Here is a 21,763-nt window from a genome sequence, read left to right as displayed (position 1 = left end):
CTCCGAGATGATAGCATCGGTGGTGCAAGTTATAGGTTATAACCTATGATGGGGGCATGAGCAGAACTGAGTACCACGGGCGATCCGATTTGCCGGTGGTCGACGTCGCGCGACGGGTCGGAGCCGACGTGTACCGGCAGTGGCCCACAGTCATTCGTCTGCTCGCCGAGAACGTGAGTCGCCATGCCGACGCCGAGACGCGGGATCGGGCCCTGGACGACATGACCCGGTGGCTTCGTACCGGCACGAGTGAGGCCGAGATCCCTTATGTACCAGGTCGGTTGTTGATGCACGACACGACCAGCACGCCCGCCCTGGTCGACATCGCCGCCATGCGTGACGCGGTTGCCGCTCGAGGTGGGGACCCGACGGCGTTGAGTCCGCGCCTACCGGTGGAGGTCTCGGTGGACCATTCCCTCGCGGTCGAGTCGTTCGCGCGCCGCGATGCCGCTGTCATCAACCTGGCCCATGACATGCGTCGCAACGCGGAGCGGTACCGCTTTCTGTCGTGGGCGTCGAAGACCATGGACACCGTGCACATCAACCCGCCGGGCACCGGGATCATGCACACGATCAACCTCGAACAGCTCGCCACCGTGGTGACGGTGGAGGCGATCGACGGCGTCGACCACGCGGTACCCGACATGATGCTCGGCACCGACAGCCATACGCCCATGATCAACGGACTCGGTGTATTGGGCTGGGGTATAGGTGGTTTGGAAGCTGAAACGGTGATGTTCGGCATGCCGACCACACTTCGAATCCCGGAGGTGGTCGGAGTGCGCCTCACCGGGACGCTCTCCGCGGGCGTGATGGCCACGGACCTCGCGCTGGTGGTCACCCACCGTCTGCGCGAGATCGGGGTCACGGGCGAGTTCGTCGAGTTCTTCGGACCGGGCGTATCGGGACTGTCGGTGGGTGAGCGGGCCGTGATCGCCAACATGGCCCCGGAATACGGTGCCACCACCGGGTTCTTCCCCGTCGACGCGCGGACCGTCGAATACCTTGCCGACACCGGGCGTTCGACAGAGCACTGTGATCTCGTCGAGTCGGTGACACGTCGTCTCGGCCTGTGGTTCGATCCCGACGCCGCACCGCGCTTCACGCGCACGATCGACATCGACCTGGACGCGGTGGTTCCTTCCGTGGCCGGTCCGCGCCGTCCGCAGGATCTGGTGCCGGTGACCGACCTCCCGGCGACCTTTCGCGCCGAGGGACCACCTCGGTGTGATGACGAGACCGAGATGCCTGCCTTCCCCGTCGCCATCGCGTCGATCACGAGCTGTACCAACACCTCTGACCCACGCCTCCTGATCGCCGCCGGCCTGGTTGCCCGCCGCGCGCGGGAGCGGGGGATGCAGGTGCCGCCGTATGTGAAGACCTCCCTCGCGCCGGGTTCGCCCTCTGCCGCCGGCGTACTGGAGCGAGCCGGTCTGGTCGACGACCTGTCCGCGGTCGGGTTCGATATCGTCGGATTCGGTTGTGCCACTTGTATCGGCAACTCGGGTCCGCTGCCGGCGGAGATCATCGCGGTGGCTGCGGCGCGCACGCGGAAGCCGGTGGCGGTCCTCAGCGGCAATCGCAACTTCCCCGGGCGCGTCCACCCGGACCTCGAACTGGGCCTGCTGATGTCACCGCCGATGGTGATCGTCTTCGCGCTCGCGGGTGATGCGGGCATCGACCCCATGTCCGAACCGATCGGCATCGACGCCGACGGACGGGACGTGATGCTCGCCGACCTGTGGCCCGCCCCGGAGGAGATCAATGCCCTCACGGATGCGGCGCGACGGCCGCGCGATGTCGTCGACGACTTCGCAGCGGCGTCCCGCAATCCGGCGTGGGACGCACTCGATGTGCCGGATGGGCCGCTGTTTCCGTGGGATCCGTCGTCGACGGCGCTGCGACGTCCGCCCTTCGCCGATGACGACTTCGCGCACAGCATGCTGGGCGATTACCACGCCCACCCGCTGCTCGTCCTCGCCGATGACATCACCACCGACCACATCTCGCCGGCCGGGGCCATCCACGTCGACAGTCCGACCGGTCGATACCTCGTGGAGCGGGGTGAGGCCTCGGGCGACCTCAATGTCTACGCGTCTCGGCGCGGCAACTGGGAAGCCATGCTGCGGGGCGGTTTCCAGAACAAGAACGTCCACAACGCACTCGCCCCGCACGCAGGACCCGCGCAGACCGTACATGCACCCACCGGCACGGTCTTGTCCCTCCCGGACGCCGCCCGGCGGTATGCCGACGACGGCGACGCGGTGGTGATCGTGGCCGGTGAACGGTACGGAATGGGCAGCTCGCGCGACTGGGCGGCAAAGCTGGTGCGTCTACTCGGAGTGCGGGCGGTGCTCGCGCGCAGTTTCGAACGTATCCACCGGTCCAACCTGATCGGGGTGGGCGTCCTGCCGTTGCTCATTCCCGCCGATGTCGACGGCGGGCTGCAGGACCTGCGGCCGGGAGACCTGCTGCACATCGTCGGCACCGCCGACGCCGTCGACCGCGGGACGGTGGCGGTCGTGGTCCGGCGGGTCGACGGGACCGAAGTGCGCTTCGACGCTCAGGTCGCCGTAGAGACCGACCTGGACCGCCGACTTCTTCGACGGGGCGGTGTCATCCCCAGCATTCTGGACGAGCAACTCGGGAGATGACGGACTACGAACCGGGGACGCTCGTGGATGCCGCGGTTCGCTCGGAACCACCCAGCTTCGGGCTCGCTTGCGCGCACAGTGCGCGGTGGCAAGCATGAGTCAGCGCCCGCCGGCTGCATCGTCCTCGGCGGTGTCGAATGCCGCCCGAGCACGTTCGATGTCAGGCATATGTGCCTTCGCCCATTCGAGGATCACATCGATCGGTGGACGAAGTGTCTTGCCCAGCGCTGTGATTCGGTACTCGACCGCAACCGGACGCGAGCTCAGCAGTACCCGTTCGACGATGCCGTTCCGCTCGAGCTTGCGCAATGTCGCGGTGAGCGATTTCTGGGTGACCGTTGGGATGGCGCGCCGCAAACCGTTGAAGCGGCAGGGTTGCTCGCAGAGTTCGTTCAAGACCGCCAACGACCATTTGTCGAGCACCTGATCGAGCAGTTCGCGATGTGGTGCGCTGATCGCGAGCTCGACGGACTGTCCACCGGTATCGGTCATGAAACCACGTCTCCTTGAAGTGTCCTGCAGCCACCAAGTATCAAAGATATACCGATTGGACGCCGCTAAGGAGAACACCATGACCGTTGACTACTCGACCCCGCGGGGCATGACCCAGCCGACGCCGTACCACCACGTCGCTGTGGGCACGGGGACGCGTCACGTGCACGTCAGTGGCCAGATCGCTCGAACGGCCGACGGATCGCCCGTGGCACCGGGTGACCTGGCGGGCCAGGTTGCTCAGGCGTTGCGAAACACCGCGACTGGACTTTCAGGGGCAGGAGCCACTTTCGGCGACGTCCTGCGGTTGACGTTCTACGTGACCGACTGGGCGCCCGAGAAGATCGCCGACTTCATGGCCGGTGTCGAGCGCGTCGCCGAGGACATCGGTTTGCCGTCTCCCATGCCACCGGCCTCGTTGATCGGCGTGGACTACCTCTTCGAACCCGATGTCCTCGTCGAAGTAGAGGCCACGGCGATCCTCGACTGACTGCCGCCGGCCCGTTGACCAGGGTGCGGGATGCGTAGAGGAAACCGCTACGCATCCCGCACTCTGCAGCGCGGGGGCCGGACGACCGCGACCGGTTACAGCAATCCCCGCGACTTGAGCAGCAGATAATGATCGGCGAGCTTCGCGGGCAGCTTGTCGGGGGCCGCGTCCACCACGTCGACGCCGAGCCGGCCCACCGCGGTGGCGGTCCGATCGCGCAGGGTGAGCGTGCGTGCCGCGGCCGCGGCGTCGTAGATCTGGGTGGCGTCGTCGCGCTCGGTCAGCATCGCGTCGAGTGCAGGGTCGGCGACGGAGCCGATGATGACCTTGTAGCGCTGCGCGAGTACTGCCAGTGGGGGGAGGAGCGACTCCTCGACGGCTGCGGGTTCGAGGGGTGTGAGCAGCACCAGCAACGCGCGCTGGCGACCGATCTTGGCGACCTCGGCACCGAGCAGCGGCCAATCCGCCTCCAGGAGAGCGGGTTGGAGGTCGGCCATGGCGGTGACGAGACTGTTGAGCAGCATGGTGCGGCCGACGCCGACCACCCGTCGATGGACTCGGCGGTCACCGGCGATGAGATCCACCCGGTCACCGGCGTGCGACGCGAGGGCGGCCAGCAGCAGGGCGGCGTCCATCGCGGCGTCGAGTCGAGGGGTGTCGCCCACGCGCCCGGCTGACGTCCGTGAGGTGTCCAAGACGATGACGATGTGGCGGTCCTTCTCCGGCTGCCAGGTACGGACCACCGTCGAACGGCGCCGGGCGGTGGCCCGCCAGTCGATGCTACGGACGTCGTCACCCTCGACATAGTCACGAAGGGAATCGAATTCGGTGCCCTGACCCCGTACCCGCACCGCGGATCTGCCGTCGAGCTGGCGGAGATGGGCCAGCCGAGAGGGCAGCAACCGTCTCGAGTCGAAGGGTGGGAGTGCGCGAACGCGGCCCGGCAGGGGTACCGACCGTTGGCGTCCGGCGACGCCCAGCGGTCCCAGTCGCCGCACGGCGACCCGGACGGCGAGCCGGTCACCGCGGCGCGTGGGGGCGAGAGTCGTTGTCACCGAACGTGCCTCCGCACGCGGGATCGTCACCCGATGGGTGTTCTCCGACGCACCGGCCGAAGGCTGCCAGCTGTCGCGAAGCACGCCACGGAAGGTCCCCGAGCCGTGGTTCGTGACCGTGATCGAACATGTCGTGCTCTGACCGAGCCGGATCGGGCCGGGCGCCGAACGCGACATGGTGATCGACTTCGTGGACCCCGCCAGCGCGATGTCGAGGCACATGAGCAGGACGCAGAACATCGTCCACAGAACGGGGACCGCGTAATTCGGCCAGATCAGGACGGGCACTGCGCCGAGCAGCACCAGGATCAGGAAGCGGCCGGTGAGGAACATCAGCGGGGGACGGGCACCGAGTTGATGGCGGCGTCGAGCACCGAGCCCACCGACACCCCCTCGAGTTCGGCCTCCGGGCGCAACGACAGGCGGTGCGCCAGCGTCGATTGGGCGAGCGCCTGCACGTCATCGGGGGTCACGAAGTCGCGGCCGTTCAACCACGCCCATGCGCGGCTCGTGCCCAGTAGGGCGGTGGCTCCTCGCGGGCTGACGCCGAGTGCCAGCGACGGTGAGAACCGGGTGGCCCGAGCGATGTCGACGATGTAGGCGGTGACCTGCGGAGCGACCGTCACCCGACGGACCTGCTCGGCGCCGGCCTCAACGTCGGCGGCCGTGGCGACCGGCCGGAGCCCTGCGGCGGACAGGTTGCGCGGATCGAATCCGGATGCGTGCCGCGTGAGCACGGTGATCTCGTCGTCGCGAGGCGGGAGCGGCAACGTGACCTTCAGCAGGAACCGATCGAGCTGCGCTTCGGGCAGAGGGTACGTGCCCTCGTACTCGACGGGGTTCTGGGTCGCGGCGACGAGGAACGGGCTGGGTAGCGGGCGCGGATCACCGTCGACGGTGACCTGACGTTCCTCCATCGCCTCCAGCAGCGATGCCTGCGTCTTCGGCGGGGTGCGGTTGATCTCGTCGGCCAGCAGGAGATTGGTGAACACCGGTCCCTCGCGGAACGTGAACTCAGAGCTGGCGGAATCGAACACGAGCGATCCGGTGACATCGCCGGGCATGAGGTCCGGAGTGAACTGCACACGCTTCGTCTCGACGTCGAGCGCGGCGGCCACCGACCGGACGAGCAGCGTCTTGGCAACGCCGGGAACGCCTTCGAGCAGGATGTGCCCGCGGCAGAGCAGCGCGATCAGGATGCCTGCCACTGCCGGGTCCTGACCGACGACGGCCTTGGCGACCTCACCGCGGACGGCCCCGAGCGCATCGCGTGCGCGGTTCGGCGCCCCGCCGGGCCGGTGGTGGGCGTTCTCCGGTGGCCGGCCGGGAGTTGCTTTCGTGAACGGGTCTGGGGTGAAAGGGTCTGGGGTGAACGGACCGGGGCCAGGGTCGCGGGACGGGTCGACGGTCATGGTGTGTGTCGGACTTCCTTCTCGAGGTTGGTCAGATCGGCGGTGAAGCGCACGAGCTGGGCGGTGGTGGTGGGCAGCGGACCGGCGAGCAGTGAACGGATCTCGCCGAGGTCGCGATGGGTCGCCCCGGCCACGGCGATGACGATCGCCGACACCGTCGGGTCCGCGGTCTCTTGTGGCGCGACGACGGCGTCCCAGTCTGGTTGCGACAGTGCATCGGTGGCCCGTGCCGCGTCGAACGGCAGGCCGAGATACGACGCCAGCGAGCCCAGCGTGTGGATGCGCAACGCCGCAGCGGCCCGTGCGTCGGCTCCGGCGCGGTGATACATCCGGCCCCGCGCACGGGTGGTCTCGACCGCCTTGACGACGGCGGGCAACGGCTCGGTGACCAGCGATCCGAATCGCCTGCCCCGCCAGAGCATCAAGGCGAGAACCGCGAAGACGGTCAACACGATGAGCGGCCCGACCGCCGCCGGGATGTCGGACTCTTCGTCGTCGGATGCCACCTGGTCGGTGAAGAACGGTACGTACCAGAGGATGTCATCGGAACCGGCGAACACGCGTATCGCCACGCCCGCGTTGTCCTGTTGCGCGAGTTGCTCGTTGGTGAGCATCCCGCCGCTGATCACGACGAACTCGGGTCGCTCGGCGGTTCGCGGTACGACGACGAGATCCGACGTCGTGCCGGCGGTGAAACAGGCGGTGGCCGAGGGCGAGGTGGACGAGTAGCCGAAGGGGGTGAAGCCGACGATGTCGGTCTCGTCGATCCCGGGTGTCCGGCATCCGGCGGCGACCGCGGAGGGGCCGTCGCCGTAGGAGGATGTGACCGGGAGGTCGAGCGCGGTCAGGACGGTGTTGTCCGGTGCGATCAGGATCACGCGGTCGGCGTCCTGCACGCGGTCGCGGAACTGCTCGGTGGTACCGGGATTCAACGACGACGTCGAGCTCACCACCACCGTGGTTTCCGCGTCGGGGCGCGGAGCGTCGGTGAACTCGTCGAGTCCGCGCACCAGCCGGAGGTCGGCACCGTGGTCGTCGAGGATCTGCGCGAGCGCCCGCGACCCGCCGGGTTGGGCGTTGTCGGGGTCGTTGCTCACCCCGGGCCCGGGCGTACCCCGCACCCCGGTGAGCGCGGTGACACCGAGGAGGCCGATGCCGGCGACAACGACGACGATCACCACGACGATGACCACCCAGACCCAGGCCGGTGTCCTGTTCTTCGCGGGCGGGGGACGCAGCGGCGGGGCGGCCTGCAGGGTGCCGGTCATCGGGGCACCGCCTGGCGGCGCGGTCGGTTGACATCCGGCTCGGCTGGTCGCGCGGACGAGACCGCGCGCTCGAGTTCGAGAACCTTACGCGCGTATTCGGCGGACGCGTGCCGGTCGCCGTAGGCGATGGCGTCGAAGAGGTCTGTGGCCCTGCGTAATCCGGCATCGTGTGCGGGGAAGCGGGGTCCGAGGTCGAGGGCCACCTCGTGGGCGGTGAGGGACGGCTCGTCGGCCAGCAGTCCGCGCTCGATTCCGCGGCGGGCCACGGCGCGCACGGCGGCAAGCACGCACGCGTCGTACTGTCCCGCCGCGAATGCGGTGTCGGCGTCGGACCGGAACTCGGCCGCTGACCGAGCCGGACCGGTCAGCACCGATTCGGATGGCGCGGCACCGGTGGGCCGGGGGATGCGCGGGTTGCGACGGAGATGACGGATGACCACGACGACGAGTCCGAGGACAAGCGCGATCGCCAGGACGATCACGATGGCGCGCAGCGTGTCGGAGCCGCCGAACCAGCCGAAGACGTTGTCGGCGATCCACTCCCAGAGGCGCTCACCGAAGCGGTCGAACCATGACGGCTCGGGCGGTTGGTAGTCGGGTTCGGAGAGCTCCTGTTCGGCCCACCGGCGTGCCTCGTCATTGGCGGGGTCCAGGGGCGCGGCGAGGATTCCGATCACCGGTCGCCCCGTCCCGGGACAGCCGGTGTCGCTGCCGACTCGGCGGCGCGCGCGTCGTCGTAGAGGACGGCCGGCACGACGGTCAGCACCGGTTGCACGACGATCGACGCGACGACTGAGCCGACCACCGAGACGACGGTCTCGTACGTGTCGGCGTCCGCGTCGTCGAACCATGTGCCGGCGAAGGATCCGAGGAGATCGAACGGATACATCATCGTGGTCATCGCGACCCACGCCAGCACGAGCATGACCGCCAGGACGCCGAAGGCCCGCCAGAATCGCTGCGCGGCCAACGAACCCGAGCGGGCGACCGCCTCTCGCACAGTGAGTCCGTCGAGCACGATCGCCGGTGCGGTGAACACCGCGCGGACCAGCAGCCAGGCCACCGGGACGACAGCGACGAGGGCGAGGAGCAGGCTCCCGGTGAGCAGCACGAATCCGCCGGACGCGGCGCCCAGACCGAAGAGCGCGACGGCGGGTGTGAAAGCCGCTGCGACTGCGAACCCCAGGAGCACGGTCCAGGCCAGGAGCCTGGGGAGGGCACGCCATGCGTACCGCAGCGTGTCGTCGAAGGCGGGCCGAGAGCCGGCACGAACGCGCGCCACGGGGTGTGCGGCGAGACCGGTGAGCGTCCCGGCCACCACGATCCACTGAACGAAGACGACGCAGACGATCGCAGCGAGAGGAGCGATGATCGATGCCCAGTCGCTCGGGTCGTCGACGGCCAGATCTGTGGTGTTCAACCAGAATGTGGCTCCGGCAAGGGGCGGTGCCGCCACCACCCACGTCATCGCGACGAGCCCGAGAAAGATACGGGGTGCAGTGACAACGGTCGAGAAGATGCGCTGCAACAGGGCGCTGGCCGTCGTGGGGTGGTGCGCGGGCATCCATTCCGACCACCCTTGCCGGCCAGTCGGCCACCCGCCGTGCTGCGCCGACCCCCACGCCGGCTGCGGCCCGGGCGCGATCGGGTGTGGCCGTGTCCCGGCCTCGGGGATCGGGCTCCATTCATCGGAGACGTCGGGCGGCCGCCACGGAGACGCGCCGGCAGGCGGCGTCGGTGCGTGCGGCGGCTCGGACATCGAGAAGGTGCACCGGCCTTTCCGCGCAGGGAGAACTGTGCGGCGAACGTATCAAACAACTCCGACGGTGCACCGGAATCATCCACCGGTTGACGGACGCCGTGCTACGGTGCCGAATTAGAACACGTTCTAATTTGTGGAGGATTCATGACCGTGGAACAAGCCGGGCTCGCCGAGAAGATCGAGGCGGCCGTCGACGCCTACATCGAACTGCTCAATTCGGGTACCGCCGAACAGATCGCCGACCTCTACGCGCCCGACGCGACCGTCGAGGACCCCATCGGCGCAGACATCCGCGACACCCGCGAGCAGCTCGTCGAGTTCTACTCGGTGATCACCGGTATGGACGAGCGCACCGCAACGCTCAAATGGAAGAAGATCGCCGGCGACACCGCCGTCTTCGAGTTCACCCTGGTCACCAAGACCGCCGGACTGGCCTTCGAGATCACCCCCGTCGACATCATGGTCTTCGATGCCGACGGCAAGGTGTCGACGATGCGCGCGGTGTGGCAGCAGTCGGATCTGAAGCAGCTCTGACGGAAGCGACGGCGTCGGAGGGCACAGCCGGGCTTCCTCGTCCTCGGCGGTAGCGGTGGCACTGCTGGGGGCCCGGTGGCTGCGAGGCCCGATCGCCGTCGGCCTCGGCTATGAACGCAAGGTGACGATGACGTGAGGCCGGCTGCGACAAGCCCACAGCACCGACGATCCTGAGCCGACAGCACGGTGATCGAAACTCCAGAGCGACGACGAGGCATTCTTTCTGTCTTCAAACTCGACAGCCGTGGAGACTGGTCTGATGACGTTCTCTGGGACTGTGGTGGTTGACCACCATCAGTTCGTCGTGGGGGCGCCCTCCGCTGAAACCTACAAGCCAGCCGTGACTGGCAGCGCGATGGAGATTGGCCCGAACTTCGTCACCATCAAGACCGGCGTCGCCTACGGTCCGGTGTCATTGACGGTGGAAGTGTTAGATGGACAGCCTGACGATATTGATGTCACCTCCAACGACTGGGAGGTGGTCGAGGAAGCCACCATCAGAGTCAGCAAACCCATCCGGGTCATCACGTTGGATGGTGAGCTGGCACCCGATTTTCCCACGCTCCCGATTCTCAAAGGCATCAATACGTTTCGTGTGTCTGCTCGAGGGCGCGATGCCAACTGGGACTTGAAGGTCGACGAACCCACCGAGTCGTACCTCGTGCAGATATGGAGGGCCACCCAGCCCGCTGCGATGCGCCGGCTTCACAAGTCCGATGCGGCATGGAACGACGACATCAACATCCATAAGACACGGAACTGGTGGGACCCCGATCCGGCAGCGGATGCAACCATGCACATCAAGTACGGCTACGAGCAAACGGCGATCTGGGCCAAACAAGAAGCGATCGATTGGGGCGGACGACCACCTACCGACAAGCTCCGTCGGGTGGCTTACGCCAGAGAATTCGCTGGTCACGACAGGATGCTTGTCGATGCAATGACCCGGGCCAGAGAACCAAAATTACGCAGGATCGCGGCATGGGCCGCTCGCCGCGCATACACAATCGCCGGCGTAGCCGATATCGAATGGATACGCGAGGCCCTCGACGCGTTGGACAACAGGACACCACTACCACCTCCCTTCGACGAACCGCACACAACGAACGCGTGGGATGCATTCAACGCCGACAGCAGAATCGAACTGCGGACCACTACCGATACCGGCGAGGTGACACCCCTAGCCAGCACCTATGCGGTTACAGCCATGGTCGAAGCCACCAGCGAGGAACCGCTCACCGCAGTGTTCAGGACACTACGGACCGCGGCCCTCACCGGGGACTCTGACTATGTGGAACTCATCGCCGACCTTCGGCGGGAGTTTTTCCCTAAGCCTGGATCTTTCATGGGCGTGTGGGGTTGTCGGCGTGTGAATACGCGAAAGTGCCTGTCTGCCAGTGGATTATTGAATCACCACAAGACAATGATCCTGGCGCAGAGAGGCACTTCGCACGTGAAGCATAACCGCTACCCACATCTGGTTGTCGATACCGACCGCAGTGAGTCACTGACCAGCACCACCGGCGCGGTCCTGCTACGCAAGACCATGCAGATCGCCGGTCTCGATACCGCCCTGAGCGCGGCATTGATGCCGTGGACAACCTCGCGCACCGTGCACCACCCCGCCAAAGTGCTGCTCGACCTCGCGACCGCGGTCGCCGTGGGCGGTGACTGTGTGTCTGATCTGGCGATCGTGCGCGCCCAACCCGCCCTGTTCGGCACCGTCGCCTCGGACCCGACAGCCTCTCGCCTGATCAACACACTCGCCGAGGACTCCACCGCAGCCGTGGCCGCCATCCGCCAGGCCCGCGCACACTGCCGAGAACGCGTGTGGGCGCGGCGACGGCCCCTGGAGGGACGACCGGTCAGCTTCGACGGCGGGCAGGTCATCATCGATCTCGACGCCACCACCGTGACCGCGCACTCGGACAAAGAACACGCCGAAATCAACTACAAACGCCAGTACGGCCACGCCCCGATGTGCGCACTGCTCGATCACGGCCAGTACGGCACCGGTGAACCACTCATCTGCGACCTCCGCCGCGGCGGCGCCTCACCCCAAGGCGCTGACCTGCACATCACCACGCTGAGCGCCGCGTTGGACCAGCTACCGGCCGGTGAACGCGGCCAGGTACTCGTCCGCACCGACGCCGCGGGATGTTCCAAAGAGTTCCTGGCCCACATCACCGACGCCGGATTGCAGTACTCGATCGGCTACATCGTCTCCGACACCATCAAAACCGCACTGGCCCGACTACCCGAACAGGCCTGGCAACCAGCCATCGACACCCACGGTGAACCTCGACTCGACGCCCACGTCGCCGAGCTGACCAGCACGATTCCCGCCCTGGCCAACGCTGATGCCCCCTCATGGCCGGCAGGGATGCGCGTCATCGTCCGCCGCGAGTACCCCCACTCCGGGGCCCAACTACGGTTGACCGATATCGATGGCCGCCGCTACACCGTGTTCGCCACCAACACCCGCGGCACCGGCTGGACGCTACCGCACCCTCGAACGTACGCCACCGCCAACGCGCCCGCGCCGAGGACCGCATCCGCAACCTCAAAGACACCGGACTGGCCAACCTGCCGTTCCAGGCGTTCACCAAGAACCAGATCTGGCTGGAAATAGTCTGTCTGGCAACAGAACTACTGGTATGGACCCAAACCCTATGTTGGGGCCCTCACGCCACAATCCGCCGATGGGAACCCAAACAACTACGCCTACGCATCCTCGCCGTGGCCGGGCGCATCATCCACTCCGGACGACGCCAACTCCTGCGACTACCGACCAACTGGCCCCACCTGGAGACCATCACCACCGGCTGGACCGCACTACACACCACCTGAGCACCCCAACGACCACGCACTCAGTCTCTGCAGCCCCACACCCGACAAACCCAGGACCCGAAGAACCGGCCACACGCCGGAACCCCCGCACGCCCACACCACAACCCCACCCGCCCCAACCTCACGTGAAAGATCCAGGCTAAGCTAGCGCCCGCCGATCATTACGAACGCTGGATCGGGCACACCGTCGACGACATACCGAGCGGATGACGACAGGTACTGTCATTTAGGCGATGGACTGGGACTGCATTACTGCTCGCCCTGGGAGTATCAGACTAACGGTGTAAGTGGCGTTTTCGGTTAGTTGTCTTCGCTGGCCGGCATGCGGTCGGCGAAGGTGATGGCGAATGCGTTGAGTGCTGGTTTCCACCGCATTGTCCATCGTTTCTGTCCGGTGCCGGTCGGATCGAGCGACCGGGTCACCAGGTACAGGCACTTTAGCGCCGACTGCTCGTTCGGGAAATGCCCACGAGCCCGCACTGCGCGCCGGTAGCGGGCGTTGAGTGACTCGATCGCATTCGTCGAGCAGATCACCTTACGGACCTCGATGTCGTAGTCGAGGAACGGTATGAATTCTTGCCATGCGTTGCGCCACAACCGGATAGCTGCCGGGTACCGGTGCCCCCACTCGGCGTCGAACGCATCCAGCGCCTCGGCCGCGGCTGCAGCGGTGGGGGCGGTGTAGATCGGTTTGATCGCCTTGGCGATAGCATCGCGGTGCTGGCGGCCGGCATAGCGGAATGTGCCCCGGATCAGATGGATGACACACGTCTGCACCACCGTGTCGGGAAAGACCGCCCCGACCGATTGCGGCAGGCCTTTTAGCCCGTCGCAGACGAGGAAGAAGATGTCGGCTACACCCCGGTTCTTCAGCTCGGTAAGCACCGCCAGCCAGTACTTTGCCGACTCACCATCGCCTTCACCTGCCCACATCCCGAGCACGTCACGATGCCCGGCCAGATCCACCCCGATCGCGGCGTAGATCGGCCGGGGCCCTACCTGCCCATCGCGGATTTTGACATGGATGGCGTCGATGAACACCGCGGCGTAGACGCGTTCGAGCGGACGGGCATGCCAGGTGGCCATCTCTTCGAGCACCCGGTCGGTGATCCGGCTGATCGTGTCTTTGGAGACCGCAGCACCGTAGATGTCGGCGAAATGGGCGCTGATTTCACCGGTGGTGAGCCCACGGGCATACAGCGACAACACCACCTCATCCACATCAGTCAAGCGGCGTTGGCGCTTCTTCACGATCTGCGGCTCGAAGGTGCCCGCCCGATCCCGCGGGACATCGATCTCGACCTGCCCACACGCATCAGTCAGCACGGTCTTCGACCGAGACCCGTTGCGCGAGTTGCCACTCCCGCGACCACGCTGGTCGTGCTTGTCGTAACCGAGATGCTCAGACATCTCTTCATCGAGCGCCGTCTCGAGCACCGTTTTGGTCATCGCTTTGAGCAACCCATCCGGACCGGTCAGGCGGACCCCGGCCTCCCGGGCCTGGCGGACCAGCTCGCGGGCTACCTCGAGTTCATCGACGCTGCGGTCCGCAGGCACCTCGACGATCCCGTCATCGTGTTCATCAGATGGCTCCACAGCCACCAGAGTGTCGGTCATGATGCGACCTTCCTGCCCCCGACACACCGAGGGCGGTAAGGCCACTTACACCGTTCTCACGACAGTCCCCTCGCCCTCAACAGAACGACCTTAGTGGTTCAGGCGAATGTCATTGAGTACCTACGAGAGCCGGGCACTGAGGCTACGCAACGTGCTAGTTAAGTGTTGCGTCGACACTGGAAGCGACTGAGGGAAAAGCATTCTGCGTGACATGTCGAGGGGAGGCGGCTCGGTTATGTCCCCGCGTACAGAACGAATAGCTGTGTGAGGGTCGGGGTGGGGTTGAGCACGACTGCATGGGTGCCGAGGTCCAGCGGTTGGCTACCGTGCAGTCGCCGGGTCCGGATGATCCGTGCACTACCGCCGGCGGGGCAGTGCAAACCCAGCTCGACGAGCTCTTCGCTGGTGCCAGGCGAGGGGATTCGCGCGCACGGCAGATGGCCGCGCGCCAGGTCTGTGTGGTAGCCGAAGTAGATTCGGCGAATCACATTGCACGGCAGAATAGTTCGCCACCAGTGACGAAAGTATGCAGAACCCAGGAAGGTCCGCCACCACATGCCTGCCCGCGGCCAGGCGGTTCTCAGTAGAGGTCTTGCTCAAGCTCGGCGGAGCGTTGCGCTCGTCGGATCAACGCCCCGACGAACGCAGCCAGCGTGAACCCGCCGGCTATCCACACGAGCCATGCAGGAGCTGACACAACAACATGTAGGACAAACAGCACGACTGTGACTGCGGCCAGAACAATGGTTGCTCGCGTCCCCAGGCTCCAGCCGGGACGTGCGACGCCTCCCTGAGAATGCGCGGCCGTTTCCTCGCTCGGCGTTTCATTTGTTGCCATTGCTGCTCCCCGAATAGCTGCGCTGTCAACACGATGCTTTGCAGAGCTAACTATATCAATTCAGGCCCAATAGTGGGGATATTTGCGGGCTTTCACAGAAACGGGAACTCCCGGCCCGGGCCCGGCGAGTTGTCCTCGAAACTGTGTCTATCCGTTTCGTTCCGGGTGTGAAAGCATGCGCGGAGGTTGGTGTCGGTTCGGGTGAAGTGGGTGGGCACGCGGTGTTGTGGGATCTGATGATGATCGGTAGTCCGGCGCTGCCCTACTCCTCGGTGATTGTTGGTCTGGTCCTGTTGGCGTGGGTGGTCGGATTGATCGATGTGTTGTGCCGCGACGACACCGGCGTGCGGTTGTTCCCGCGGTGGGGATGGCTGTTGATGGTCATCGCCGTGCCGATCGTCGGGACAGTGGTGTGGCTGATCTTCGGCCGTCCTCGTGCTCGCCGTCGGCGCCGAGCGCCACGTGGCCCGGGTGAGCGTCGAGCGTCGCGGGCAGTGGTGTCGGAGTTTCCGGAGTATGACCGGCCGGGCAGGTATGTGCCGCAGGACCCGGCCGCAGATGCGGAGTTCCTGCGACAGGTCCGCGCACGCGCTGAGGAGCAGCGCCGGCTAGGTGAACTCGAACGCCGACGCCGCCGGCAGGACGGCGACGTCGCCTGACCCCGGCCGCAACACTCGGGCCGACCTCACTCAGATGTCCACTTCGTCTCTGCGCCAACGACTGCGATCGCCTTGAAATGGACTCCGTCCTCGCTGGGGATGTTGCCGCTGGGTCATGATGGCTCGTCGAGGACCAAGGCGACGAACATGTTGTTGGTGATGTCCGACGTGGGGGTGCCGGCTGGTGCGCGCCGGTAGGCGATTATTCCGGCCGGGCCGGGGACAGCTTCGTCGATCTGGCGTATGACGCCGGTGACGAGTCCGCCGATGCCGGGAGGCCGGTTTCTGATCTGGGCCGCGGGATTGTCGAGGTCGACGGCGATCCGGTCCCCGCGGTCAGCAACGGTGGGCCCGAAATACGTCGGTGGTGCGGTGATGTGGAGTGTTCGCCTGGCGATTTCCAGTTCTGCCCGATAGTCGGTGATCTGCTGTGGGGTGGGTTCGGCGAGCACGAGGTCGGTGAGGGTCACGAGGGCGCCGCTCGGTTCGAACGCGCCGGCCGGGGTGATCAGGGGTTCGGGAAACCTCTCGACGCGCTCCGCCGGCCGGACGGTCTCGCCGGCTGGGTCGGCAGTCGTGCCGAGGTAGATCTGGCCGACGCGGGTGCTGGTTGCCGTGGCCTCGACGCCGGGTACGCCGTCGGAGTGCCAGGACAGCCAGATGCCGACGGGTTGGTCGAAGGGGTTGCCGCGGGTCGGTTCCCACCGCGCGATCCCTCCATCGACAGTGATCAGGTCGCGATCGCGGTCCCAGCTGGCCACGCGTACCGGCGACCGATCAGACGTGGTGGGATGGGCGAAGAGTGTGCCCGCGACGGTCTCCCCGACCGCAGGCGGTGTGCGACAGCATCCGTACTCGAACAACGCAATCCGAACCGTCAGCGACGGCGGGGGTGTGATCACCATGTTCACCGGGAGGTAGGCGGTCCGCAGCACGAAGGCGACGGGTCCCGATGCACCTGAGCACGAACTGTACGTCCCATTCCCCAGCGTCGTCCAGCTTCGGACACCTGGCTCGCCGGCGCCGCGCCGACTGCCGCAAAGGCCGTGTCGCTGCGCCGTGCTGATGCACACTGGCATGGTCGGCCGTGCCGGCGTTCTGGCAACCCACGTCGTCGCGCGTGCCGAAGTCCGGAGGTTCCTGTGAGTGCATTGCCGGGTCGATTGGGGCAGGTTCGCCGCGACGGCGAACTCCCGCACCGGGACGACCTACCCCTCGTGTTCGAAGAACTCGACTATCAGATGGCTTGTCAGGTCTACCTCTGGGCGCTGCCGTTGGTGTCGTATGCGCAGTGGCAGAAGGTCCACCGGGAGGTGTTCGGCGCCACGGAATCCGACATCGTCCACTATGTGACCTACCGGGATCGGCTCGGCCTGATCACCGCCAATGCCACCACCCCGTACATCCTGAACTTCTTCGACCTGGGTGAGACCGGTCCGCTGGTGATCGAGCTCCCACCGGGACCGACCGCAGGCGGCCTGTCGGACTTCTGGCAGCGAGAGATCGGGGTCATGGGGGAGATGGGGCCCGATGGTGGGATGGGGGGCAAGCACCTCGTCATCCCTCCGGGCGGGACTGTGCCCGATTCGGCTGACGGTGTCTACGTCCAGCACGCCAGCGGGATGAACATCATGTTCGGTTTTCGCACCCTTGACCCGGACCCAGCGCGAGCCCAGCACCTCGTCGAGCAGGTCCGGATCTACCCGTTCGCCGACCGGGCCGCTCCGCCGGCGACGAGGGTGGTGTCTCCCGAGGGACGGCCCTGGTCGGGGGATCAACCCCGGGGACTCGACTACTGGGTCCGGTTGCACGACATCTATCAACGCGAAGTCGTCGACGAGCGCGACCGGTTCTACATGGCCATGCTCGCCGCGCTGGGCATCGAGAAAGGCAAACCGTTCGAGCCCGACTCCCGGGTGACGTCGATCCTCGAGACCGCTGCTGCCGCCGGGGAACTGATGGCTCAGGCGAATACCTTCGCCAAACGGTTCCCGGGTTCGACGTACTGGCCGGATCGGCACTGGGACCTCGTGCTGGCACTGGACCAGTCGAGCCAGCGTGCCCGATTCCACGATCAGCTCCTCGAGAGGGCCGCGTGGTTCTACGAGGCGGTGAGCTTCTCCGCAGCGATGAAGAGCACGACCCCAGGGCTCGGGCAGGCGTATCTGAGTTGCTACACCGACAGTGACGACCAATGGCTCGACGGCGGACAGGACTACACCCTGCGCGTCCCCGCAGACCCGCCGGCGAAACTGTTCTGGTCGGCAACGGTGTACGACGCCGACACGCGATGTCTCGTCGACAACGAGCAGCAGCGCGGCGACCGCGGATCGCGAGACGCCGATCTCGACTACAACGACGACGGCTCCGTGGACCTCTGTTTCGGGCCGCACGCACCGGCCGGCCGGGAGAGCAACTGGATACAGACCGTCCCCGGTCAGCACTGGTTCTCGTACTTCCGCCTGTACGGTCCGCTGGAGAGCTACTTCGACCGGAGCTGGAAACTGGGTGACATCGTCCGGTCGTCCTAGACCGGTTCGGGCGAAGCCGGTTCGGACGGGTCAGCCCCGGCCCGTGGGCCTCAGCACGATCTCCTCCGGATGGGCGTCGGCCGGGGTGTGGACGGCCTGTACGACCGCACGGGCGACGGTCGCGGGACGCAAGAACTTCGACCCGTCGTACTCGTTTCCTTCGATGGCGACGATGTCGCGCTGCATGTCCGTGTCGATCCGCCCGGGGAAGACGGACGTCACCCGGAGGGCCGGTTCCTCGGCGCGTAAACCGTCGGCGAGAGCGCGGACCCCGAACTTGCTCGCGGCATACGGTGTCCATCCGGCGTTCACCCGGCGTCCCGCACCCGAGTTGATGAAGACCACGTGGCCGCCGGCCGCCCGCAGGGCGGGCAGGAGCAGCCGCGTGAGTTCGGCGACGGCGACGAGGTTCACCTCGAGGATGTGGTGCCATTCCTCGACCGGGGTCTCCGCGACCGGCTCGAGGCTGCTGGCCACCCCGGCGTTGTGGACGAGCACGTCGAGTTCGCTGATGGCCTCCACGGCGGCCTCGACCTCGTCGTATTCGGTGAGGTCGACGGCGAAGGTGCTCGCGCCGTCGAGTTCGGTGGCCAGTCGATCGAGTTCGGTGGAGGGGCGACCGCCCAGCAGGAGGTCGTGGGTCGGTGCGAGCTGGCGGGCGATCTCGGCTCCGAGGCCACGGCTCGCCCCGGTGATCAACGCGGTGGGCACACCCCGACCCTACTGGGGTTCGGTGACCGGGAGCCCCGTCGGGCTCGATGAGCAGAGGCCGACGGGGCGGTGCACAATCGTCGACGTGGCCAGGTACGGATTCACCCCAACGCAGTTGTCGGCACGTGCCGCGTACCTGCTCCGAGGCAATGACCTGGGCACGATGACAAGCGCTGCACCGAAGTTGTATCCGCACATGTGGAGCTGGGATGCGGCGTTCGTGACGGTCGGCCTCGCACCGTTGTCGGTCGAGCGGGCTGTCATCGAGATGGACACCCTGCTGTCGGCGCAGTGGCGCAACGGCATGATCCCGCACATCGTGTTCGCGAACGGTCGCGACGGCTACTTCCCCGGGCCGGGTCGCTGGGAGTGCGCCCGGCTGGCCGAGTGCGCGCCGGATTTCCCCGACACCTCCGGCATCACCCAGCCACCGGTACACGCGATCGCGGTACAGCGGATCCTCGATCACTCCCGGCGCCACGGTCGCACCACGCGTGCCGTCGCCAACGAGTTCATCGACCGGCGCTGGAGTTCCCTCGTCCGATGGCACCGCTGGCTCGCGCACGCACGGGATCCCAACGGGCGCGGCCGGATCACGATCTTCCACGGCTGGGAATCGGGTATGGACAATTCCCCCCGCTGGGATTCGGCATACGCCAATGTCGTTCCTGGGGCGGACCTTCCGCCGTACCAGCGCGCCGACCTCGACCATGTCGACGACTTCTCGATGCGTCCCACCGACCTCGAATACGACCGCTACATCTGGCTCGTCGAGCAGATGAAGCGCGCGAATTACGACGACGAGCTGCTCCCGAAGGCGATGAGCTTCGCCGTCGAGGACGTCTTCGTCAGCGCGATCTTCGCCGTCGCCTGCGACGTGCTCGCGACGATCGGCGAGGACTACTCCAAGCCGCGGTCGGATGTGCGGGACCTCCGCGCGTGGGCCGACCGCTTCCGGGCCGGTGTTGTCTCTGCCGCCAACGACCGCAACGGCGCCGCAAGGGATTTCGACCTGCGGGCCAACTCGTGGATCAACACCGAGACGATCGCGGTGTTCGCGCCGCTGCTGTGCGGCGGCCTCTCCCGGGAACGCGAACGCGCTCTGCTGCGCCTCTTCGACGGTCCGCGGTATTGCGGCCACCCGGACCTGCGCTACGCGGTCCCGCCGTCGACGTCACCGATCTCGGCGGACTTCCGCCCCCGCGAGTACTGGCGCGGTCCGGTCTGGCCGGTGATGACCTGGCTCTTCAGTTGGGCCTTCGCCCGACGCGGCTGGACCGAGCGGTCCGCGCGTCTGCGCGAGGAGGGACTCCGTCAGGCCACCGACGGTTCGTTCGCGGAGTACTACGAGCCGTTCACCGGTGAGCCGCTCGGCAGTATGCAGCAGAGCTGGACCGCGGCGTCGGTGCTGGATTGGCTTGACTGACAGTCGGACTCGCTACGCGCTGTTCGGCTTCGCCGTCGCGCGCTCCTCGAGCTTCTCGACCGGTGGCGGGGTCCACTCCTCGCGGAGCGCCGAGCGCGCGGGTTGGTAGATCCTCAGCACGAGGAAGAAGGGTTTCGCCGGGCACGGCAACCACTCCTGGTCCGCAGCTTGCGGTCGATCGGTGGAGACGACGATGTCGGGGAATCCGTCGTGCTCGTCAGTACGGTTGACCGCGGTACCGATGCTGTGACGTCCGCCGGGTGCGTCGTACAACAAGCCGGTGTCGGCGTCGTACAGGGTGATGCTCCAGAAGGCGTGCGCGGGTGGGGGTGTCGACAAACCGATTCGGTAGCTGGCCACACCACCGTCGAGAACGGTTGCGTTGGCGTCGACGTAGGTGTTGTACGAGCAGTTCTCCTCGACGACATTCGCGCCCAGCCCGACCAGGTTCATCACTGCCCTGGCGACGAAGTTGGTGCCGTGGGCGCCCTTGTCCAGCACCCGTGTCCAGCCGCTCGCGGTCTTGCGTCCCAAGAGCGGTCTGGACTCCTTCAACAGGCGCATGGCGTCGTGGAAACCGTCCCGGATGCCCTGCACGACATCCGGATCGGCCTCTGGTCTGGTGACCGCAGGCGAGGGGGACACGCCCAGGATGCGGAACTGGTCGACGTGTGCGGCGTCGGTGTGCGGCACGCCGTTGATCCGCAACGACGCGTTCAGTGCAACCAGGAACTCGTCTGGCGACGTCTCGACGGTGCCCTGATCGACGACAGGCCATCGACGTGTACCGGTCGCGGGTGCGTTGACTGCCACATCATCCTGGATCTGATGGACCACATGCAGGTCCTCATGGACGTCGAAGTACTGGATCCGCAACAGTAGCCACATCACGGGAGTCGCCACACGCAGTAGATCGACGGTCGCCGGGATGTCACCGGCCCAGGTGGTCGTGGCCACCATGAGTCGGCGCGGCTGCACGGGATGCGTCCGCGCGCTCACGTTGCTGGCGTTGCTGTAGGCGTCCAGGAAGTTCAGCGTGTAGTAGCGGTCGCCGAAGTCGGGAAGATCGATGATCACGGGCCCGGCAGTGAGGTCGAGCCATCCGTTCGAGTACAGGGTGTCGACATTGGGAACTCGGAAAGGTTGGTACCGGGCATCTGCGGGTCGGCGCGCGTGCTCGAGCTCGTTGAGTCGCCAAGGTGCCTCCTCGTCGTCCGGTGCACACTGCGCGCACATCGAGGCGTACTGATACACCGACGGCAGCCCGTAGATGACTGCCTGCTGGGCCACCGCTCGCGCCAGTGATCGTCGCGCCCAAGGCGATATCGGACGCACGTCATCTGCCGATGAGCACGTCAGCTGGTCGGCGGTTGCCGGGTCGTACGTGGTGTATCCCCGGTCGTTCTCGACACGCGTCACGATTCCGCTCCCTTGGAAATCGGGCTGTACCCACCCTCGGACAGC

General features: G+C 66.4%; 17 protein-coding genes and 1 pseudogene. 7 read left to right on the top strand and 11 right to left on the bottom strand.

What is annotated here, in order from left to right:
• Positions 1-56: 56 nt before the first annotated feature.
• Complete coding sequence (gene acnA / locus KTR9_RS24830) at positions 57-2,654, top strand: aconitate hydratase AcnA (protein WP_014928689.1); 2,598 nt, start codon at positions 57-59, stop codon at positions 2,652-2,654.
• A 99-nt stretch (positions 2,655-2,753) separates the two neighbouring features.
• Here acnA and KTR9_RS24825 read toward each other — a convergent pair whose 3' ends face one another.
• A complete protein-coding gene (locus KTR9_RS24825; protein ID WP_014928688.1) occupies positions 2,754-3,146 on the bottom strand; it encodes a winged helix-turn-helix transcriptional regulator in 393 nt (130 codons plus the stop codon).
• A gap of 79 nt (positions 3,147-3,225) precedes the next feature.
• On the opposite strand from KTR9_RS24825, the gene KTR9_RS24820 reads away from it, so the two are divergent.
• Positions 3,226-3,636 carry a RidA family protein gene (locus KTR9_RS24820; protein WP_014928687.1) on the top strand — a complete coding sequence of 137 codons (411 nt, stop codon included), beginning with the start codon at positions 3,226-3,228 and terminating at the stop codon, positions 3,634-3,636.
• A gap of 95 nt (positions 3,637-3,731) precedes the next feature.
• On the opposite strand, the gene KTR9_RS24815 is transcribed toward KTR9_RS24820, so the two are convergent.
• Genes KTR9_RS24815 through KTR9_RS24795 form a run of 5 tightly spaced genes read right to left on the bottom strand, consistent with a single transcriptional unit; the run spans position 3,732 to position 9,130 of the window.
• Complete coding sequence (locus KTR9_RS24815) at positions 3,732-5,024, bottom strand: DUF58 domain-containing protein (RefSeq protein ID WP_014928686.1); 1,293 nt, start codon at positions 5,022-5,024, stop codon at positions 3,732-3,734.
• Positions 5,024-6,103, bottom strand: coding sequence for an AAA family ATPase (locus KTR9_RS24810; RefSeq protein ID WP_014928685.1), 1,080 nt, complete (start codon positions 6,101-6,103; stop codon positions 5,024-5,026). The genes KTR9_RS24815 and KTR9_RS24810 overlap by 1 nt, the downstream gene beginning before the upstream one ends.
• Positions 6,100-7,371: a DUF4350 domain-containing protein gene (locus KTR9_RS24805; RefSeq protein ID WP_193363211.1), complete on the bottom strand. Its 1,272-nt coding sequence runs from the start codon at positions 7,369-7,371 to the stop codon at positions 6,100-6,102. Before KTR9_RS24805 ends, KTR9_RS24810 begins: the two co-directional genes overlap by 4 nt.
• Positions 7,368-8,048, bottom strand: a complete 681-nt coding sequence (locus tag KTR9_RS24800) for a DUF4129 domain-containing protein (protein WP_014928683.1) — start codon at positions 8,046-8,048, stop codon at positions 7,368-7,370. The genes KTR9_RS24805 and KTR9_RS24800 overlap by 4 nt, the downstream gene beginning before the upstream one ends.
• Entirely contained in the window at positions 8,045-9,130 is a 1,086-nt protein-coding gene (locus tag KTR9_RS24795) for a glycerophosphoryl diester phosphodiesterase membrane domain-containing protein (RefSeq protein ID WP_238553997.1), read from the bottom strand. Before KTR9_RS24795 ends, KTR9_RS24800 begins: the two co-directional genes overlap by 4 nt.
• A 147-nt stretch (positions 9,131-9,277) precedes the next feature.
• Here KTR9_RS24795 and KTR9_RS24790 point away from each other — a divergent pair, with 147 nt between their 5' ends.
• Both KTR9_RS24790 and KTR9_RS24785 read left to right on the top strand, forming a co-directional pair.
• Entirely contained in the window at positions 9,278-9,667 is a 390-nt protein-coding gene (locus KTR9_RS24790; protein WP_014928681.1) for a nuclear transport factor 2 family protein, read from the top strand.
• Positions 9,668-11,120: 1,453 nt separating this feature from the next.
• Positions 11,121-12,517: pseudogene (locus KTR9_RS24785) on the top strand (IS1380 family transposase).
• Between the two features lie 300 nt (positions 12,518-12,817).
• Here KTR9_RS24785 and KTR9_RS24780 read toward each other — a convergent pair.
• Together KTR9_RS24780 and KTR9_RS27490 are read right to left on the bottom strand one after the other, a co-directional pair.
• Positions 12,818-14,134, bottom strand: a complete 1,317-nt coding sequence (locus tag KTR9_RS24780; protein ID WP_014928678.1) for an IS256 family transposase — start codon at positions 14,132-14,134, stop codon at positions 12,818-12,820.
• Positions 14,135-14,714: 580 nt separating this feature from the next.
• Positions 14,715-14,972 carry a hypothetical protein gene (locus KTR9_RS27490; protein ID WP_014928676.1) on the bottom strand — a complete coding sequence of 86 codons (258 nt, stop codon included), beginning with the start codon at positions 14,970-14,972 and terminating at the stop codon, positions 14,715-14,717.
• Between the two features lie 236 nt (positions 14,973-15,208).
• Here KTR9_RS27490 and KTR9_RS24770 point away from each other — a divergent pair, with 236 nt between their 5' ends.
• Positions 15,209-15,631 carry a PLD nuclease N-terminal domain-containing protein gene (locus KTR9_RS24770; protein WP_238553996.1) on the top strand — a complete coding sequence of 141 codons (423 nt, stop codon included), beginning with the start codon at positions 15,209-15,211 and terminating at the stop codon, positions 15,629-15,631.
• A 113-nt stretch (positions 15,632-15,744) separates the two neighbouring features.
• On the opposite strand, the gene KTR9_RS24765 is transcribed toward KTR9_RS24770, so the two are convergent.
• Positions 15,745-16,536 (bottom strand): hypothetical protein, encoded by a 792-nt coding sequence (locus KTR9_RS24765; protein ID WP_148281232.1) that lies wholly within the window; start codon positions 16,534-16,536, stop codon positions 15,745-15,747.
• Positions 16,537-16,773: 237 nt separating this feature from the next.
• On the opposite strand from KTR9_RS24765, the gene KTR9_RS24760 reads away from it, so the two are divergent.
• Entirely contained in the window at positions 16,774-18,162 is a 1,389-nt protein-coding gene (locus tag KTR9_RS24760) for a DUF1254 domain-containing protein (protein ID WP_014928673.1), read from the top strand.
• A gap of 30 nt (positions 18,163-18,192) precedes the next feature.
• Here the strand turns inward: KTR9_RS24760 and KTR9_RS24755 are convergent, their stop codons facing one another.
• The gene (locus KTR9_RS24755) at positions 18,193-18,873 is read right to left on the bottom strand and encodes an SDR family oxidoreductase (protein ID WP_014928672.1); all 681 of its coding nucleotides are present in this window, start codon (positions 18,871-18,873) and stop codon (positions 18,193-18,195) included.
• Between the two features lie 85 nt (positions 18,874-18,958).
• Here KTR9_RS24755 and ggh point away from each other — a divergent pair, with 85 nt between their 5' ends.
• Positions 18,959-20,299 (top strand): glucosylglycerate hydrolase, encoded by a 1,341-nt coding sequence (ggh, locus tag KTR9_RS24750; RefSeq protein WP_014928671.1) that lies wholly within the window; start codon positions 18,959-18,961, stop codon positions 20,297-20,299.
• A gap of 12 nt (positions 20,300-20,311) precedes the next feature.
• Here ggh and KTR9_RS24745 read toward each other — a convergent pair whose 3' ends face one another.
• A complete protein-coding gene (locus tag KTR9_RS24745; RefSeq protein ID WP_014928670.1) occupies positions 20,312-21,718 on the bottom strand; it encodes a DUF1254 domain-containing protein in 1,407 nt (468 codons plus the stop codon).
• Between the last annotated feature and the right edge of the window lie 45 nt (positions 21,719-21,763).

The sequence above is a fragment of the Gordonia sp. KTR9 genome (assembly GCF_000143885.2).
Classification (GTDB): domain Bacteria; phylum Actinomycetota; class Actinomycetes; order Mycobacteriales; family Mycobacteriaceae; genus Gordonia.
Note: the sequence above shows the minus strand (reverse complement) of the source record. Positions and strands in the feature narration are given on the sequence as shown.